The sequence below is a fragment of the Pantoea sp. E956-1 genome, assembly GCF_982223955.1.
This window is the reverse complement of record NZ_CEUYZP010000001.1, coordinates 201216-217741: the sequence shown is the minus strand read 5'-3', so window position 1 is coordinate 217741 and position 16526 is coordinate 201216. Positions and strand designations below refer to the sequence as shown.

19 protein-coding genes are annotated in these 16526 nt (G+C 54.4%); 10 read left to right on the top strand and 9 right to left on the bottom strand.

Annotated elements, in window-relative coordinates; translation table 11 throughout:
* Positions 1-98: 98 nt before the first annotated feature.
* From AC0T7J_RS01090 to AC0T7J_RS01080, 3 genes are all read left to right on the top strand, one after another.
* Positions 99-818, top strand: a complete 720-nt coding sequence (locus AC0T7J_RS01090) for an HPP family protein (RefSeq protein ID WP_473791545.1) — start codon at positions 99-101, stop codon at positions 816-818.
* A 262-nt stretch (positions 819-1080) separates the two neighbouring features.
* Positions 1081-2424 carry an MFS transporter gene (locus AC0T7J_RS01085; RefSeq protein ID WP_473791543.1) on the top strand — a complete coding sequence of 448 codons (1344 nt, stop codon included), beginning with the start codon at positions 1081-1083 and terminating at the stop codon, positions 2422-2424.
* Positions 2402-3745, top strand: a complete 1344-nt coding sequence (locus AC0T7J_RS01080) for an enolase C-terminal domain-like protein (RefSeq protein WP_473791541.1) — start codon at positions 2402-2404, stop codon at positions 3743-3745. Before AC0T7J_RS01085 ends, AC0T7J_RS01080 begins: the two co-directional genes overlap by 23 nt.
* Before the next feature lie 39 nt (positions 3746-3784).
* On the opposite strand, the gene AC0T7J_RS01075 is transcribed toward AC0T7J_RS01080, so the two are convergent.
* Positions 3785-4480 carry a CTP synthase C-terminal region-related (seleno)protein gene (locus AC0T7J_RS01075; protein ID WP_473791539.1) on the bottom strand — a complete coding sequence of 232 codons (696 nt, stop codon included), beginning with the start codon at positions 4478-4480 and terminating at the stop codon, positions 3785-3787.
* A gap of 668 nt (positions 4481-5148) precedes the next feature.
* Here AC0T7J_RS01075 and dtpA point away from each other — a divergent pair.
* Positions 5149-6645, top strand: a complete 1497-nt coding sequence (gene dtpA, locus AC0T7J_RS01070) for a dipeptide/tripeptide permease DtpA (RefSeq protein ID WP_473791537.1) — start codon at positions 5149-5151, stop codon at positions 6643-6645.
* A gap of 151 nt (positions 6646-6796) precedes the next feature.
* Positions 6797-7402 (top strand): glutathione transferase GstA, encoded by a 606-nt coding sequence (gstA, locus tag AC0T7J_RS01065; protein ID WP_473791535.1) that lies wholly within the window; start codon positions 6797-6799, stop codon positions 7400-7402.
* Between the two features lie 32 nt (positions 7403-7434).
* On the opposite strand, the gene pdxY is transcribed toward gstA, so the two are convergent.
* From pdxY to AC0T7J_RS01045, 4 genes are all read right to left on the bottom strand, one after another.
* Positions 7435-8295, bottom strand: a complete 861-nt coding sequence (gene pdxY, locus AC0T7J_RS01060) for a pyridoxal kinase PdxY (RefSeq protein ID WP_473791533.1) — start codon at positions 8293-8295, stop codon at positions 7435-7437.
* Positions 8296-8351: 56 nt separating this feature from the next.
* Positions 8352-9626 carry a tyrosine--tRNA ligase gene (tyrS, locus tag AC0T7J_RS01055; RefSeq protein WP_473791531.1) on the bottom strand — a complete coding sequence of 425 codons (1275 nt, stop codon included), beginning with the start codon at positions 9624-9626 and terminating at the stop codon, positions 8352-8354.
* Between the two features lie 140 nt (positions 9627-9766).
* Complete coding sequence (pdxH, locus tag AC0T7J_RS01050; protein WP_473791529.1) at positions 9767-10423, bottom strand: pyridoxamine 5'-phosphate oxidase; 657 nt, start codon at positions 10421-10423, stop codon at positions 9767-9769.
* 25 nt (positions 10424-10448) lie between these two features.
* A complete protein-coding gene (locus AC0T7J_RS01045) occupies positions 10449-10763 on the bottom strand; it encodes an MliC family protein (protein WP_010245432.1) in 315 nt (104 codons plus the stop codon).
* A 189-nt stretch (positions 10764-10952) separates the two neighbouring features.
* Between AC0T7J_RS01045 and AC0T7J_RS01040 the strand changes: the two genes are divergently transcribed.
* From AC0T7J_RS01040 to ycgZ, 5 genes are all read left to right on the top strand, one after another.
* Positions 10953-11156: a hypothetical protein gene (locus tag AC0T7J_RS01040; RefSeq protein WP_003848989.1), complete on the top strand. Its 204-nt coding sequence runs from the start codon at positions 10953-10955 to the stop codon at positions 11154-11156.
* 371 nt (positions 11157-11527) lie between these two features.
* On the top strand, positions 11528-11761 hold the full coding sequence (locus AC0T7J_RS01035; protein ID WP_010245442.1) for a YgdI/YgdR family lipoprotein: 234 nt from the start codon (positions 11528-11530) through the stop codon (positions 11759-11761).
* Positions 11762-11776: 15 nt separating this feature from the next.
* A complete protein-coding gene (locus tag AC0T7J_RS01030) occupies positions 11777-12007 on the top strand; it encodes a YgdI/YgdR family lipoprotein (RefSeq protein ID WP_010245445.1) in 231 nt (76 codons plus the stop codon).
* 433 nt (positions 12008-12440) lie between these two features.
* Entirely contained in the window at positions 12441-12713 is a 273-nt protein-coding gene (locus AC0T7J_RS01025; RefSeq protein WP_473791526.1) for a hypothetical protein, read from the top strand.
* 230 nt (positions 12714-12943) lie between these two features.
* Positions 12944-13183 carry a regulatory protein YcgZ gene (ycgZ, locus tag AC0T7J_RS01020; RefSeq protein WP_473791525.1) on the top strand — a complete coding sequence of 80 codons (240 nt, stop codon included), beginning with the start codon at positions 12944-12946 and terminating at the stop codon, positions 13181-13183.
* A 329-nt stretch (positions 13184-13512) separates the two neighbouring features.
* On the opposite strand, the gene AC0T7J_RS01015 is transcribed toward ycgZ, so the two are convergent.
* The 4 genes from AC0T7J_RS01015 to umuD form a co-directional block, all read right to left on the bottom strand.
* Positions 13513-14127, bottom strand: a complete 615-nt coding sequence (locus tag AC0T7J_RS01015; RefSeq protein WP_473791523.1) for a TetR/AcrR family transcriptional regulator — start codon at positions 14125-14127, stop codon at positions 13513-13515.
* A gap of 186 nt (positions 14128-14313) precedes the next feature.
* Positions 14314-14589, bottom strand: a complete 276-nt coding sequence (locus AC0T7J_RS01010; protein ID WP_473791521.1) for a hypothetical protein — start codon at positions 14587-14589, stop codon at positions 14314-14316.
* A gap of 150 nt (positions 14590-14739) precedes the next feature.
* The gene (umuC, locus tag AC0T7J_RS01005; RefSeq protein ID WP_473791519.1) at positions 14740-16008 is read right to left on the bottom strand and encodes a translesion error-prone DNA polymerase V subunit UmuC; all 1269 of its coding nucleotides are present in this window, start codon (positions 16006-16008) and stop codon (positions 14740-14742) included.
* A gap of 2 nt (positions 16009-16010) precedes the next feature.
* Positions 16011-16430 (bottom strand): translesion error-prone DNA polymerase V autoproteolytic subunit, encoded by a 420-nt coding sequence (umuD, locus tag AC0T7J_RS01000; protein ID WP_434147268.1) that lies wholly within the window; start codon positions 16428-16430, stop codon positions 16011-16013.
* Between the last annotated feature and the right edge of the window lie 96 nt (positions 16431-16526).

Below are 16526 nucleotides of genomic sequence, written 5' to 3'. Positions count from 1 at the left end.
AATAACGGTACAGTTTGTCGGGTTGTTACATTGATGTTGATGATGGAAAATCGCCGCCCCTGACGATAAGAAAATGTTATGACACAGTGAGTAAAGTAATGAACAAAAGCGCTTCCGCAGGAAGCCATTCTCTGCGCCTTTTTCTGGCGCGGTTCTGGCCACATCCGCTGGCAGTGAGTAAAAAGCATGTGGTTATCGCCGGACTGGGTGCCGGCATTGGTCTGGCACTGACCAGCCTGCTGAGCCACTGGGCGCTGGGCGAACTGAACCTGTGGTTTGTCGCGCCGGTCGGTGCCTCGGCAGTATTACTGTTCGGCCTGCCCGCCAGTCCGCTGGCGCAGCCGTGGGCAATCGTCGGCGGCAACAGCCTGTCAGCGCTGGCGGGCGTTACCGTCAGCCATCTGATCCCTGATCCTGCCCTTGCCTGCGGCGTCGCGGCCTGTACAGCGATCCTGTTAATGTTCCAGTTGCGCTGTCTGCATCCCCCCGGCGGCGCGGTGGCGCTGACCGCTATTCTGGGCGGCCCTTCGGTACAGCAGCTTGGATATCACTTTGTCCTGACGCCGATCCTGCTCAATTCACTCACTCTGGCCCTGCTGGCACTGCTGTTTAATAATCTGGCCGGTCGTCGCTATCCGCATCCGTTGGCCCCCGAAGAAGTTAAACCCGATCCGGTCGCTATGCCGGTCCCGCTGACGCGCGCCGATCTGCATCAGGCGCTGCAGGGTGGTGAACTGCTGGATATTGACGAGGATGATTTACAGGCGCTGCTGCTGCGCGCTGAACAGATTGCCCAGCGCCGCCAGCTCAGCCGCTGAAATGTGCCCGAGGAGCACTGGCGCAGATTTCACTGTCGCCGCTCCGCTTCTTCAGCCGCTTTCGTCTGGCTGAAGAAGCGGCTCGCAAAGTTGATCGCGGCCACAGTTTTACTCAGCCGCTTCGCCCACCCCGCCCTGTAACATATTGATAACACGACCACCCAGGCCGTACGCCCATCTGGTCCTGGGCGGATGCCCATAGAGCCGGCCTTATCAGCACCCTACACTTTGCTCTTCTTTACGTTTCTCATGAGGAAGACCGATGGATAGCGCCTTGTCCCCGCAGCACGATGAGCTGATCGCCTCCGCCATCAAAAAGTTCTTCACCCATATCATCCCGATGCTGGTGGTAATGCTGATTATTAACCAGATCGACCGCGCCAATATTGGCTTTATCAAAGCGGAGTTGCGCACCGATGCCGGGATCAGCGCGGCGGCCTTTGGGCTGGGCGCAGGCCTCTTTTTTATCGGCTATGCGCTGTTTGAGGTGCCGAGCAACCTGATGATGAAGCGTTTCGGCGCCCGCGTCTGGCTGACGCGCATTATGATTACCTGGGGACTGGTGGTGGTCCTGACCGGTTTCGTCACCTCACCGATCCAGTTTTACCTGCTGCGTTTTTTACTTGGCGTAGCGGAAGCAGGCTTCTTTCCTGGCGTGCTGTTCTATTTCCGTCAGTGGGTGCCCAATGCCTGGCGCGGCCGCGCCACCGCGATGGTGCTGAGTGCCACCGCTGGCGCTTTTCTCTTCTCCGGCCCCATCACCGGCGCGATCCTGATGATGCACAATTTCCTGGGGATTGCTGGCTGGAAGTGGGTGATGTTTCTCGAAGGCGGTGCGTCGGTGCTGGTCGGCATTCTGGCCGCCTGGGTACTGGTGTCACGACCTGGTGAGGCGCGCTGGCTGAGTGTCGCGGAGAAACAGGCGCTGGTGCAGCAGCTGCAGAATGAAGAGGCGCAGCGTGACGAGCTTAACCGCGCGCCAGGCAAAATGTCGCTGCTACGTAATCGCAGCCTGCTGTTCTTCTGCGCGATCTTTTTCACGATGACCATGACCGGCTACACGCTGGTGTTCTGGCTGCCGCAGATTATTCAGCGCATTCAGGGCTTCAGCAGTTTTGGCATCGGCATTCTCACCGCCGTGCCCTGGCTGTGCGCCATTATTGCCATTAATCTGCTGAGCCGCTTTTCAGATCGGCACCGCGACAAGCTCGATAAAGCGCTGGGTGTCGCCATGCTGGTCGCGGCCTGCGGCACCTTTATGGCCACGCTGGGTTCCCCGTGGTTTGGCTTCCTGGCGATGATCGTGGCCTGTATCGGCTCGAAAGTCAGCGCGACCTTTTTCTGGCCGATGCCGCAGGGCGAGCTGCCCGCCTCGATTGTCGCGCCGGGTATTGCGCTGGTGAACTCAATTGGCAACCTTGGCGGCTTCTTTGCACCGACGGTGTTTGGCTATCTGGAGATGAAGACCGGCTCCACTACCGGCGGTCTCTATGCTCTGACCAGCGTCTCGCTGCTGACCGGGCTGTGGCTGCTGTTGCGCCGCAAGCCATCCCCGCCTTCCCTTGATCCTATGGAGAATCAACATGTCAGACAGTCCAGTCATTAAAACAATGCGGGTGGTGCCCGTCGCCGGATATGACAGCATGCTGCTGAACATTGGCGGCGCGCACAACTGCTACTTTACCCGTATCCTGGTGATCCTGACTGACTCGGCTGGCCGTACCGGCGTCGGCGAAAGTCCCTGCCACGCTTCAACGCTGGCGCTGCTGGAACGCTTTCGTCCGCAGATTGAGGGCAGCGAACTCTTGCGGCTGAATGCCACCCTCGCCACGCTGTTTGCCAGCGACGCACGACACCAGCAAACCGCGCATACCGACGACATTCATATTCCGCAGATGAACCCGGAGAAGTTTTACAACGCCACCGCAGCGATTGAAGCGGCCCTGCTTGATCTGCTGGGTCAGCACCTGAATCTGCCGGTGGCCGAGTTACTTGCCAGCGGCAAGCAGCGCGATCGGGTGCCGGTCCTCGGCTATCTGTTCTATATCGCCGACCGTAATCTGACCAGCATGAACTATCAGGCGGGCCACGCGGGTAGTGATGCCTGGCTGCAACTGCGTCATGAGAAAGCGATGGACGCGGAAGGCGTAGTGCGGCTGGCGGAGGCGGCAGCGGATCGCTATGGCTTCCGCGATTTCAAACTCAAGGGTGGTGTCCATCACGGCGAAGTGGAAGTGGAGACGGTCAACGCCCTGCTGGCCCGCTTCCCGCAGGCGCGGGTAACGGTTGATCCCAACGCCAGCTGGTCGCTGGATGAGGCCATTTATTATGGCAAACAGCTGGCGGGCCGCATTCCCTATCTGGAAGATCCCTGCGGAGCGGAGCATGGCTATTCCGGTCGGGAAACGCTGGCAGAATTCAGGCGGGCCACCGGCATTCCGGTTGCCACGAATATGATCGCCAATGACTGGCGACAGTTACAGCATGCGCTGCAGCTCAATGCCATCGACATTCCCCTGGCCGACCCACACTTCTGGACGATGCGTAACGCGCATACCGTGGCGCAGCTCTGCCATGAGTGGGGTCTGACCACCGGCTGCCACTCAAATAACCACTTTGACGTATCGCTGGCGATGGTGGCGCATCTGGGGGCCGCTGCGCCAGGAGATCGCCTGACCGCCTTTGATACCCACTGGATCTGGCAGGATGGGCAGCAGTTGACGCAGCATGCGCCGCAAATTCGTGATGGCTATCTGGAACTGCCAGAGGGGCCAGGGCTGGGGATCACCCTGAATATGGCGCGGGTTGAAGCGGCACATGCGCTCTACAACTCGCTACCGGATAAAAACCGCAATGACGCGCTGGGCATGCAGTTTCTGATCGATAACTGGTCCTTTAACGCCAAACGTCCGGCCATGCTGCGCTGACAGACATCATCCTGTGACAGTGTCACAGGATGATTGCGTTTAGCGTTGCGCCAGCGCCGCCTGCATCCAGGCAATCACCAGCGGAGAATCTTTTTCCTGCAGTGCGGCGCGTTCTGACTGAAACAGCGTGGCGACATAGAATGGGTGATCCGGTAGCTCGACGCCACGCACATCGCCCGCGTTGTCCCAGGCAGTAATGCGCAGCGTATTATCGCCCAGCGCTGCACTGAATTCCGGGTTAACACCGAAGTTACAGTGATAACCTTCATCGCTCTCCAGCATGCCGTAGGCTCTGGCAATGCGTGACCCGGGTCCGAACCTCACCGCGCCGCGCTGTTCCACCAGCGAACAGCTCAGCGGGGCAATCACCATCCTCCCCTCGGTGTCCGTCTCGGCATGGCTGGCATCCTGCCAGCCCAGTACGTTGCGCGCATATTCGATCAGCGCATACTGGAAGCCACCGCAGGAGCCAAGAAAAGGCTTTCCGGTCTCACGCACCCAGCGGAGTGTGTCAAACACACCGGCATCATTTCGATAGGGGCTACCGGGCACCACCCAGACGGCATCGCTGAGTTGCAGTTCTGACTCATCCAGTCGGTCAGTGGCGATCCACTCCGCTTCAGCGGTGATATTCAGCCAGCGGGCAGCACGTTCAATAGCAAGGGGGATAGCCTGATGGGCAACCGCATCGGCGCGGTAGTCACCAACCAGAGATAAGCGCAGGGGGGACGACATAAACAGATCCTTCTCGGGGAAATTGAGAGGTTACAGTAATGTTAATTTTCTGTCGAGAGCGAGCTGAAAGCGGATTATCGTGATAGGTTTTTAACATGCACGGGTGGCTTTTCACCGGCAGGCTGAGCTGGTTTTTATCTTGCCAGCGTCTGCGAGCGCCACAAGCTCCCGTGCCAGACGCTGCAACGCAACCGGTTTCTTTTTTTCCTTTCTGAAATAAATCATCTGTTTGTGCACAGGATCATCATTTGACTGTTTTTCCGGCAATGTCGGGCCTGTAATGTCCGATAATTCGCCAGATTGACTGTGGATTAGCCAGCAACCTGCCGTTAGTGCTGCCTGGTTATTATTCAGCGAACTATTTATCTGGTTAAACCCGCATTAGCAGTTAATGTTAATACTCGCCAGTGTGAGGCGCTTATCCAGAGCATCTGTACTGATATTTTTCCTGGGTTCAACATTAAAAACCAATTAACAGTTTGTTATAAGTTTTTTAACCCAACATTCGTAAACCCGGCGGGTTGTCAGAAAATTCTTGCCCTGTCGCCCGTAATCAGCCAAATTAGTCGCCGCTTTTCCCTTCTAATAACAATCTTGCGCATGGAAAACTCACATGACGCGGACTTAATTCCTGTCCCGAAACAGGGTATGAAAAAACTGAGGTACATGTGTCAACTGCAAACAAACACACTGATGAGGCTGTCAGTCTCAATGCGTTTAAACAGCCGAAGGCGTTCTACTTAATCTTTTCGATTGAGTTATGGGAACGTTTTGGCTTCTATGGCCTGCAGGCCATTATGGCGGTTTACCTGGTGAAGCAACTGGGATTGTCTGAATCAGACTCCATTACCCTGTTCTCTTCATTCAGCGCGCTGGTATATGGTCTGGTCGCGATTGGCGGCTGGCTCGGTGATAAGGTGCTGGGTACCAAACGCGTCATCGTACTGGGGGTCCTGGTGCTGGCGCTGGGCTATGCGCTGGTGGCATTCTCCGGTCATAATGTCAGTATTGTCTACATCGGTATGGCGACCATCGCGGTGGGTAGCGGCCTGTTTAAGGCAAACCCCTCTTCGCTGCTCTCTACCTGCTACGACAAAGATGATCCGCGTCTCGACGGTGCTTTCACCATGTTCTATATGTCGATCAACATCGGTTCACTCTTCTCAATGATGCTGACACCGTGGTTAGCGGCGAAATATGGTTATAGCGTAGCCTTCTCTCTTTGCGTTATCGGTCTGATCATTACCCTGTTCAACTTCCTGTTCTGCAAACGCATGGTCAAGGATTACGGTTCTAAACCCGATTTCGTTCCGTTGCAGGTCGGAAAACTGCTGATGACGCTGGTCGGCATCGTCGTATTGATTGCCCTGGCCAACTGGATGCTGCATCACCAGTCTATCGCACGGCTTGTGCTGGCGGTGATTGCGCTGGGTATCGTTCTGGTGTTTGCCAAAGAGGCCTTTGCACTGCAGGGCGCGGCACGTCGTAAGATGATTGTTGCCTTCCTGCTGATGGTCGAAGCGATTCTGTTCTTCGTGCTTTATATGCAGATGCCAACGTCACTGAACTTCTTTGCTATCCGCAACGTTGAGCACAGCATTCTCGGCATTACTTTTGCGCCAGAGCAGTTCCAGGCGCTGAACCCGTTCTGGATTATGCTGGCCAGTCCGCTGCTGGCGGCGCTCTATAACAAGCTGGGCGATAAACTGCCTATGCCGCACAAGTTTGCCTTTGGTATGGTGCTCTGCTCCGCTGCGTTCCTGGTGCTGCCGGTAGGTGCAAAGTTCGCCAGCGATGCCGGTATCGTTTCCGTTAACTGGCTGATCCTGAGCTATGCGCTGCAGAGTATCGGTGAGCTGATGATCTCTGGCCTCGGCCTGGCGATGGTGGCACAGCTGGTGCCTCAGCGTCTGATGGGCTTTATCATGGGTTCCTGGTTCCTGACTACCGCTGGCGCGGCGGTGATTGCCGGTAAGGTGGCAAACCTGATGGCCGTGCCTGAAAATGTTACCGATCCACTGATTTCGCTGGCGACCTACAGCCGCGTATTCCAGCAGATTGGTATCGTGACGGCGGTGATCGCCCTGCTGATGCTGATTACGGCGCCGATGCTGAACCGCATGGCGCAGGATCCTGACGCGAAAAAAAATAACGTGCAGGCGTAATTCACGCCGCACTTCAGCTAAGCCGGGCTCTGCCCGGCTTTTTTTATGGCCTGCCGCAACGCCCTTCGCAGATCCCTGATCTTTGTCACTGGTAATCCCGCTTTGACTCTTTACTATGCAATGATCCCATTGCAACAAGGAGTACCTGGTTATGAAACTGTTTTGCAAAGCGGGTGCCTGCTCTCTCTCACCCCATATTGTTATGCGTGAATGCGGGCTCGACTTTACTCAGGTGAGTGTTGATCTGGCCACAAAAATCACTGAACGGGGCGATGACTTCCGCCAAATCAATCCTAAAGGCCAGGTGCCCGTGCTGCAGCTCAGCGACGGTTCTGTGCTGACGGAAGGCGTCGCCATTGTTCAGTACCTGGCGGATCTGAAGCCCGATCGCCATCTGCTGGCACCGGTTGGCAGCCTGACGCGTTATCACACTGTGGAGTGGCTCAGCTACATCGGCAGTGAGCTGCATAAAAGCTTTGGGCCACTGTTTCGCCCCGGTTACTCCGATGAGGTGAAAGCGCAGACCCGCAACCAGCTGGAAGCAAAATTCCGCTATGTCGATGAGTCACTGCATGACAAGCAGTGGCTGATGGGGCTGCATTTCAGCGTGGCGGATGCCTATCTGTTTGTGGTGACGCGCTGGGCAAAGGCGCTGGGACTGGATTTATCCGGCTTTACAGCGCTGGGCGCATGGTTTGATCGTGTCGCGGAACGTCCTGCGGTGCAGGCGGCGCTTAAAGCGGAAGGCTTAGCCTGAGTAAACAGGGCCGGTTATCCGGCCCTGATGCGTTACAGTTTTTCTGCCGCGAAGTGCTGCGTCGGAGTGGCGATAGCATCCTGTGCCGCCACCAGCTGCAGTTCATATTCGCCCATCTGATGGGTTTTCAGCATCACCTCGTACACCGCCGCGGTAACATGCTCCAGCGCATCCTGCAAAGATTTGCCATGCAGCAGATTAACCAGCAGCAGACCGCTGGTGAGATCGCCCACGCCAACCGGCTGACGGACACCGAAATCGACCAGTGGACGGCTGATGTGCCAGGCGTCTTCCGCCGTCACCAGCAGCATTTCAAAGCGATCGCTGCGACGCCCCGCACGCGCCAGATGCTTCACCAGCACCACGCGTGGCCCCTGGGCAATCAGTGCCCGCGCAGCGTCTACCGCCGCATCGACGTCCGTGATAGTGCGCTCGCTCAGCATCTCCAGTTCAAGCAGGTTCGGAGCAATAATATCGCTGGCAGGCATCGCCATTTTACAGTGAAACTCCGCCACACCCGGCGCCACGATGCAGCCTTTCTCCGGATGGCCCATAACCGGATCGCAGAAGTACCAGGCATTCGGGTTGGCCGCTTTGACCTGACGAACAATCTGCAGAATTTGCTCACCCTGCTCTGCTGAGCCCAGATAACCGCTCAGGACCGCGTCACAGGTCTTCAGGCGGTCGATGTCAGCAATGCCTTTAACGATGTCGGTTAAATGGGTTGCAGGCATCACCGTGCCAGTCCAGTGGCCATATTGCGTATGGTTGGAAAACTGCACGGTATTCAGCGGCCAGACGTTTGCACCCAGGCGGCGCATCGGAAACTCAGCCGCCGCGTTACCAGCGTGACCAAAAACAACGTGCGACTGAATCGCTAAAATATTTTTCACTTGTTTGCCCTGTCCTGCCTTACCATAAAAAAGGGCCGGAAACCGGCCCTGAAATCTTACTGCCATTTAATCAGGCAGTAATGTTTCTTGCCGCGACGCAGCAGCGTATAGCGGTTAAACAGTTTGTCACTGTCGCTGAAGCGGTACTCCGCATCGGACTGCTTTTCACCGTTCAGTGAAACGGCATTGGAGCCGATCATGGTGCGCGCCTGGCCACGGGACGGCACCAGCTCTGCTTTCACCAGCGCCTGCTGCAGGTCATCATCAGCGCCCAGCACGATAGTTGGCATACCATCCTGCGCCAGCTGTTCAAAATCGGCTTCGGTCATTTCGCTCACGGAGCCGGAGAAGAGGCTGGCAGTAATGCGTTTCGCCGCCGACAGACCCGCTTCGCCATGCACCAGACGCGTCACCTGCTCAGCCAGCACGTACTGCGCACGTGGTGCGGTGCCGCTGTTTTTGTCTTCTTCTTCCAGCGCGTTGATCTCTTCCATGCTCAGGAAGGTGAAGAATTTCAGGAAACGGTAGACGTCAGCATCCGCAGTGTTAATCCAGAACTGATAGAACTTGTACGGGCTGGTTTTCTTCGCATCCAGCCAGACTGCGCCGCCTTCGGTTTTACCAAATTTGGTGCCGTCAGACTTGGTGATCAGCGGAACGGTCAGGCCAAAGACCTGGTTCTGATGCAGACGACGGGTCAGATCGATACCGGAAGTGATGTTACCCCACTGATCAGAGCCGCCAATCTGCAGCGACACACCGTGCAGCTCGTTCAGGCAGGCAAAGTCATAACCCTGCAACAGATTGTAGGAGAATTCGGTAAAGGAGATGCCCTGATCGTCACGGTTCAGACGCTGCTTCACCGCTTCTTTGTTGATCATCTGATTAACAGAGAAATGTTTACCGATATCACGCAGGAAAGTCAGCACATTCATGCCGCCAAACCAGTCGTAGTTGTTGGCGGCGATGGCGCTGTTGCTGCCGCAATCGAAGTCGAGGAATGGCGCCACCTGCTGGCGGATCTTTTCAACCCATTCGTTGACGGTTTCGCTGGTATTAAGTTTACGCTCTGCGGCTTTAAAGCTTGGATCGCCAATCAGGCCGGTTGCACCGCCGACCAGTGCTACCGGCTTGTGGCCGGCATCCTGAAAACGCTTCAGGCAGAGCAGCGGTACCAGATGGCCCAAATGCAAGCTGTCAGCAGTGGGGTCGAAGCCGCAATAGAGCGAAATTGGCCCCTGCGCCAGTTTCTCTGTTAACGCGTCTTCATCCGTCACCTGGGCGATAAGGCCCCTCTCCTGCAATTGTTGTATCAGGTTACTGCTGGTCATTACTGACTCCAAATTGATCAGACTGCACCTATGCTGGTACACAGCTTTCCGCTGAGTTGCGGAATCGAAAAAAATCAGGGCTATAGCATAAAGCGCTGACGCTTTCTGTGCCAGCGCTGATAGGGGGAAATCGTGCAGATTCAGGGTGCCAGTCGATCGATTTTCCAGCCGTCGTGATCGCGCTGGTAGATGAAACGATCGTGCAGACGATGTTCGCCTCCCTGCCAGAACTCCACCGTGTGAAATTTCACCCGATATCCCCCCCAGAAACTGGGCAATGGCACTTCGCCCTGCTGGAACTTCTGTTTAAGCTCCAGAAACTTCCCTTCCAGAATGCCGCGTGCCGAAATACGGCTCGACTGTTTCGACACCCAGGCACCAATCTGACTGTCGCGCGGACGACTGTGGAAATATTTCAGCACCTCGAGGGGCGACAGTTTTTCCACTTCACCCAGCACCATCACCTGACGCTCCAGATAGTGCCACGGGAAGTGCAGAGAGATGCGCGGATTGTGCGCCAGCTGCAGCGCCTTACGGCTGCCGAGGTTGGTGTAAAACACCATGCCCTGCGCATCGTAGTGCTTCAGCAGCACGATGCGCTGCCACGGCTGGCCCTGCTCATCCACGGTTGCCACGGTCATGGCGGTAGGATCGGGCAGTTTTGCCTCGCAGGCCTGGCTTAGCCACTGTTCAAACAGTGCGATCGGATCGTCCGGCAGATCCTTACGACGCAATCCGCCGCGGGTATATTCACGCCGAAGATGGGCAATGGTGTGTAGCGTTTCGCTGTCGCTCATAATGCTCGCCTATTCAGATAAAAAGTCAGCTGGCAGGTTGCAGCTCACAATCATTCACGACAATTTTATCGTTACGTTCGATAAACGCGCCGTTTCCTTTGGACCAGAAGACATAGGTATTATCGCTGTAGCGTGCGCCGGAAGCGGATACCGTCTGCTTCAGCGTCAGAGGCTGCCCATCCATGATGAAACTGACCTGCTGCTGCGCCTCATCCAGCGTCACGGTCAGGGGCATGGTTCCGCAGCGATAGTGCAGGGTCTGCGGCGACGGCGGCTGTTTATGCATCAGGCTACAGCCTGACAGCAGTAGCACCGCGGCAACGGTTAATCCTTTCAACATAAGCGGGTCTCCTTCACGAGTGAAGCTGGCATTATAAGAAGGATTGCGCGCGAAGTAAGTGGGAATCCACGCCAATCGGGTAGATGCTGTCAGTCAGGCTGAATTATTGCGCCTTTTCAGACGGTTGTCTGAATGCACAGGCCGCGTTCTCAGGCTACGCTCTATAGATCTTAAGCGAGGAAGACAAACATGAAATTTGATAACGAAGATGCATTTAAGCTGGCAGTGGCGTTTATGAACCACAAAGAGAATGCCACCATCGCCAGCAGCTACTTTAAAACCTTTATCGACACCTACCAGAAATTTGACCGCTGGCTGAGCGCATCAGACCCGGTCAGCGCCATGAAAGCAGAAAAAGCGGCCGCTAAAGCGGGCGAAGACTCCATCCTCTGATCCCCTGTTGCACGAGTCCGGGACCCTGATGGTTATCGGACCCGTGCATCTCTCCAGGTATTAACGCAGATGCAGAGTATTACCGTACGGCTATTCTGACTTCTGTGAAAATATCCGCTCTGGCTACCGTGCTTATTTCCCGCCCTGGCATCGATCTTATTTCCATTCGGCGAGTCATCTGCTGAAACGGCATAAGCAGCCATGTACATTTGCAATAAATGCTATTTCCCGGTGTCATATCCGCTAATCAACGCCACACCCTCTTTTTTTGTCTAAAAAACAGGCAGCGAGACGCGGCAGGGCCAGCAAACCTGATAAAGCCGACTATGCTGTAAACGTTCGGATATACTTCATGGAGCAGAAAAATGAAAATGAAAATGAAATCCCTGTCAGCCATCGCTTTGCTGGCTCTCTCTTTAGGTACGCTGGCAGGTTGTGCCTCAAACCAGTCGATTAAGACCACTGATGGCCGCACGATTGTCACTGATGGCAAACCCCAGATTGATTCAGATACTGGTCTGGTTTCTTACCGGGATGCTCAGACAGGAAAAACTGAGCAGATCAATCGTAATGAGATCAGTAACATGAGTGAACTCGATAACTAATATAAGGTGAATAAGATGAAAAAAGCGCTGATTTTACCTCTCGCCGCATTGATTGGTATGACCGTATTAACCGGCTGCACCCGTACCAGTTATGCGATTCAGACCAACGATGGACGCACCATTATTAGTGATGGCAAGCCTTCTGAATCGGATGCCGGCCTGCTGGCTTATACCGATGCAAATGGCGTGAAGCAGCAGATTAATAAAGCGGACGTTAAAGCGGTCTCTGAAGTACCGAAGAAATAATCCGACTGCTGTTGTCCGAAGAATAAAGCCGCCCACGGGCGGCTTTATTTTTGTCTGACTCTGGCACGAAGTGGCGTACAACCCCGGCTTTATCTCACGCCATCTTTTAAATCAGAAATATCCGGTGTGGCGTGGCAATAATATTGCAGGCAACAGTGCCACTAATAACCTAAAAACGAAAATCCCGGATGCTGCTCTTATCTGAATTTCAGGCAACCCCTCTCTTTTCTAACCAGAATAATAGCTTGGTTTATTTTTGACGATAAGCATAAATCTTTTTTTATGCTTTGTTATTAGTGCCTTACCGCCTCGCTTAAAGGTTCATTTTATTTTCTGTAAATTTTTAATCATATCGCCCTGCCGTTTCCCACCTTTTAGTCGAGAGCGTCTTTAACTAGACTCTTTATATCGCTATTCAATCAGGAGGGTGCAGATGGTTTATCATGACAAAACAATCGGTCATATGATTCTTGGTGAAGCAGCAATTAATCTGGCGTTTGAAGAGCAGGAAATTACGCTGGTAGCATTGATTCGCCAGCTGAGCGAGATGGCCGAAAAAGAGCGCAGCGATGAGCGGGTCGCACAGATTGCCGATGCACGGAACTGGCTCAAAGGTTTCATTGAATCCTCAACGCGCGACCGCGCCGAATTAAACTGGCTGGTAGAGACCGGACAGGCACCGATTTTCCTCAAAGATTATCGTTGATTACTGACAGGTTATCAGTGTTCGTTTTACAGGGGACCGGGCGTCAGCCGGGTTCCCTGTCAGCCTCATCCTGTCCCCCTGCTTCTGAGATCAGGTCGTCCCTGTGACCGGACTTCCGCACTGAACAAACAATCTTTCGATCACGCCTGAAATAACTGTACAATTTATTTAATTTTGTATAAGTTCGCGGCTATCTGATCATTTTTACATCGCACGCCAGGAACTCACCCATGTACCCGAACCAGAGGCTGCCGCAGACGGCAGACGATATTGCCCGTTATTTCAAAGCGGCAAGCCTGCCCTCACAGCAAGAGACGCTGGGACAGGTGGTAGTGGAAATATTGCATGCCGACCAGAACGTGAACCGTAAATCGATCTGCACCAAACTTCTGCGTCGGCTTGAAACGGCTTCCACGCAGGAAGAAGAGCGCCATTACCGTGCGCTCATCAGCCTGCTATTTGGACGTTAATCGGTCAACGGTGGCTTATCCCCACCTGTCGTCACACGGTTAGCGCGTCAGCGGCTCCCCATTTTCAGTCACCTGCGGCGTTTGTGGATGTTCCACTGTATGGGTTTCACCCCCCACGGGCGGCAAAAACAGAACAGCCAATGGCTGCCACGCGTGTCAGCAAGATTGATGTTTTCACGAAACGGGCCTTCATTTCTTCGCTGCAGGATAAAGCGTGAAAGCCTGGTAGATAATCAGATGAGGGGAAAGGAGAGTGCAGACGTTCTCTGTTCGAAAGCGTGGGGCGGGAAAGCCTGTCTACGGATTGACCTGCCTGACTTCAGAGAAAGTTATCCCAGCACTTTCAAAGCCAGCGCCAGTGTCTGCTCTTCATTGGTCACATCGCTGACCTTGCCTGCTACCCGCATACCATATGCAATGCAGAGAATTAACCCAGCTGCCGCTTCACTGTCCAGCGTGTTATCGACAGATCCATCCTGTTGCCCCTGCTCCAGCAGCGAGACGAGGAAGCACTGATTACGTTGAACCACGTCGTCTATGCGCTGCGCGAGTGCCTGATCCATCGTCTGCAGCGCAATCGCGCTGGCAACAACCAGACAGCCGCAACGTCCCTCTGTGGCGCGCGCCGAATCCAGGTAGAACTGCAATAGCGCGGTTATTTTTTCCCGGCCGCTGATACAGGGTGCCAGACGACGGCGCAACTCACTATTTCTCAGCAACAGATAACGCTCGAACACCAGCAGGAAGAGCGAGCGCTTATCTTTAAACGCCTTATAGATGCTGCCTGCGGAGAGGTGCATTGCCTCACCCAAATCGCTCATTGATGCCGCATGGTACCCTTTTTGCCGAAAAACGATCATGGCATGATCCAGAGCCTGTTCAATATCGAACTCTCTGGGGCGTCCCCGCTCTTTGTTTTTATGCGCTATGGCTGTCATGGTCATTGTTACCGGCCCGGGGAGGTGCGTTGCTGTCCAAATCAATGGCGATTCTATCCCAGGCGCAGGTAACAAGATAGGTCGTCAGTCGCCCGTCATGCCCAGACGGCCCGTTATTCCCTGGCGCGTTAATAGTATTCGCCGTCTGTCTGGCCTCCCCTGGCCTGGTCTGCGGTGCAAGCCGGACGCGATTCATTCAGATAATAACGTTGTCTCCGTGCGGTCTTTTTCCCGCTGCTGACTGCGCTTCAGCGCGTTTATTTTTATCAGCCATAACGTAAATTGCTTAATAAGCAGGCTGGCGTGGTTTTCATTGTCAGCAAAACATAAAAAGAGTCTGGTTTTTATATTGCTGCTATCGTCGATCGCATAAATCTCATATTCGTCGTGGTGGCGGGATTTTATAATTGCTGTGAAATGTATCGCGGTCCAGAGCATCACTCTGGCTTCAAACTGCCTGAAATCCATTATATTTACCTGGTAATTTTTTAAAATGCCAGATGAAAAACTACTCATCTGGCCAGGTAAAGCATAACTTCCTGCCGCTTTAATCGCGTGATAAAAAAAGCTTTTAGCAGAGACCGCGGCTTCAGCAGCAGAGGAACATCGGGTCAGCGTTCACTTAAGCGCAACCACAGGCAGATCGGTTATCCGGGTGGTATAGGCAGGCGACAGCATCTCGCGTTTCATCGACCAGGCTTTGTTTATTCCCTGCCCGGCAAACCACAGCTTCCCGCTGCCGAGCTTGTTGACTGTGTCGATCAGCTTCATCAGCTCTTCGCTGTTGCGGCGTGGCTGATGTTCATCAAACAGATCAAACTGAGCCACGCCCTGACTGAAAAAATCCCCCAGCACGATGCCCGCCTTCATGTAGCGATGTCCCTCAATCCAGATGTTATCCAGACACGCCAGCGCAACGCCGATAATGTCGCGGGTGTCCTGCGTCGGGATCAGCAACTGGCCGGTGGACTGATTGCCATAAAAGGGTTCGTCAGCCGCATGCGGACTGGTTCGCACAAAGACGCCTGCCTGACGACAATATTGATTCTCCCGGCGCAGCTTCTCTGCCGCGCGCTCAGCATACGCGCAGACGGCTTCACGCATCTGGTCGTAGTCGGAGATACGGCTGCCAAACGAGCGCGAACACATGATTTGCTGTTTATCCGGCGTTACTGACTCCAGCTCCAGGCAGGATTCACCGCGCAGCTCTCTGACGGTACGTTCCATCACCACGCTGAACTGTTTGCGAATGGCCTCAGTGCTTTGATCGGCCAGATCTTTCGCCGTCATGACGCCCATGGCGTTGAGCCGTTTGCCAATCCGGTGGCCCACCCCCCAGACATCCGCTACATCAATCAGCGCCAGCAGTTTTTTTTGTCGTTCGGGGTTCGACAGGTCAACAATACCGCCGGTTTTGCTCCATTTTTTGGCCGCAAAATTTGCCAGCTTGGCCAGCGTTTTAGTCTGCGCAATGCCGACCCCCACAGTCAGATGGGTCTCTTTGCGTATCCGTTCTCTGACCTGATGACCAAACGTCTCCAGCGCCATACAGTTCTGCACGCCGGTGAGATCCATAAACGCCTCGTCGATCGAGTAGATCTCCACCGACGGCGCCATCTCTTCCAGTATCGTCATCACCCGATGGCTCATGTCGGCGTAAAGCGCATAATTTGAGCTGAAGACCTGCACCGCATGACGTGTGAGTTCTTCACGCATTTTAAAATAGGGCGCGCCCATTTTGATGCCGGCTTTTTTTGCCTCGGCGCTGCGCGCAATCACACAGCCGTCGTTGTTCGACAGCACCACCACCGGCTTGCCCCTCAAATCGGGCCGGAAAACGGTCTCACACGACGCGTAAAAGCAGTTCACATCGACCAGCGCGAACATGGTCAGTGGGTCGCTTTAATCACAAAGGTCACAACGCCAAACACTTCCAGCGCATCTTCGGTCTGGATAGCGATCGGTTTAAATTTGGTATTCATCGGCATCAGTTGCAGGCAGGGATGAAGCTGGAGACGTTTAACGGTGAATTCACCGTCGACCGCAGCGACCACAATATCGCCGTGTGAGGCCGTGAGTGAACTGTCAACCACCAGCATGTCACCATCATTGATGCCCGCCTCAATCATTGACTCGCCACTGACCCGGACAAAGTAGGTGGCGCTGGGGTGCTGGACCATCAGCGCATTGAGATCAATGCGTTGTTCAACATAATCCTGCGCCGGGGATGGAAATCCGCACGGCACACGTTCGATATATAGCGGTAAAGGCATAACGGCACGAATGTCCGCAGGTTTAATGAATTCCATCATTTCGCTCCTTTTTAAGATTACTGTATATAAACACAGTAATAGCTAATCCCCCTTTTAATCAAGTGAGATGGGACATCTTTAAGCGAAAGGGTT

Coding starts and splice junctions, on each gene's coding strand:
- gstA (WP_473791535.1), top strand. CDS start 6,797: ATGAAACTGTTTTGCAAAGCGGGTGCCTGCTCTCTCTCACCCCATATT.
- pdxH (WP_473791529.1), bottom strand. CDS start 10,423: ATGAGCGACAGCGAAACGCTACACACCATTGCCCATCTTCGGCGTGAA.
- AC0T7J_RS01045 (WP_010245432.1), bottom strand. CDS start 10,763: ATGTTGAAAGGATTAACCGTTGCCGCGGTGCTACTGCTGTCAGGCTGT.
- ycgZ (WP_473791525.1), top strand. CDS start 12,944: ATGTACCCGAACCAGAGGCTGCCGCAGACGGCAGACGATATTGCCCGT.
- AC0T7J_RS01010 (WP_473791521.1), bottom strand. CDS start 14,589: ATGGATTTCAGGCAGTTTGAAGCCAGAGTGATGCTCTGGACCGCGATA.
- umuD (WP_434147268.1), bottom strand. CDS start 16,430: ATGGAATTCATTAAACCTGCGGACATTCGTGCCGTTATGCCTTTACCG.
- AC0T7J_RS01035 (WP_010245442.1), top strand. CDS start 11,528: ATGAAAATGAAATCCCTGTCAGCCATCGCTTTGCTGGCTCTCTCTTTA.
- AC0T7J_RS01015 (WP_473791523.1), bottom strand. CDS start 14,127: ATGACCATGACAGCCATAGCGCATAAAAACAAAGAGCGGGGACGCCCC.
- tyrS (WP_473791531.1), bottom strand. CDS start 9,626: ATGACCAGCAGTAACCTGATACAACAATTGCAGGAGAGGGGCCTTATC.
- AC0T7J_RS01075 (WP_473791539.1), bottom strand. CDS start 4,480: ATGTCGTCCCCCCTGCGCTTATCTCTGGTTGGTGACTACCGCGCCGAT.
- AC0T7J_RS01030 (WP_010245445.1), top strand. CDS start 11,777: ATGAAAAAAGCGCTGATTTTACCTCTCGCCGCATTGATTGGTATGACC.
- AC0T7J_RS01085 (WP_473791543.1), top strand. CDS start 1,081: ATGGATAGCGCCTTGTCCCCGCAGCACGATGAGCTGATCGCCTCCGCC.
- umuC (WP_473791519.1), bottom strand. CDS start 16,008: ATGTTCGCGCTGGTCGATGTGAACTGCTTTTACGCGTCGTGTGAGACC.
- AC0T7J_RS01090 (WP_473791545.1), top strand. CDS start 99: ATGAACAAAAGCGCTTCCGCAGGAAGCCATTCTCTGCGCCTTTTTCTG.
- AC0T7J_RS01025 (WP_473791526.1), top strand. CDS start 12,441: ATGGTTTATCATGACAAAACAATCGGTCATATGATTCTTGGTGAAGCA.
- AC0T7J_RS01080 (WP_473791541.1), top strand. CDS start 2,402: ATGTCAGACAGTCCAGTCATTAAAACAATGCGGGTGGTGCCCGTCGCC.
- AC0T7J_RS01040 (WP_003848989.1), top strand. CDS start 10,953: ATGAAATTTGATAACGAAGATGCATTTAAGCTGGCAGTGGCGTTTATG.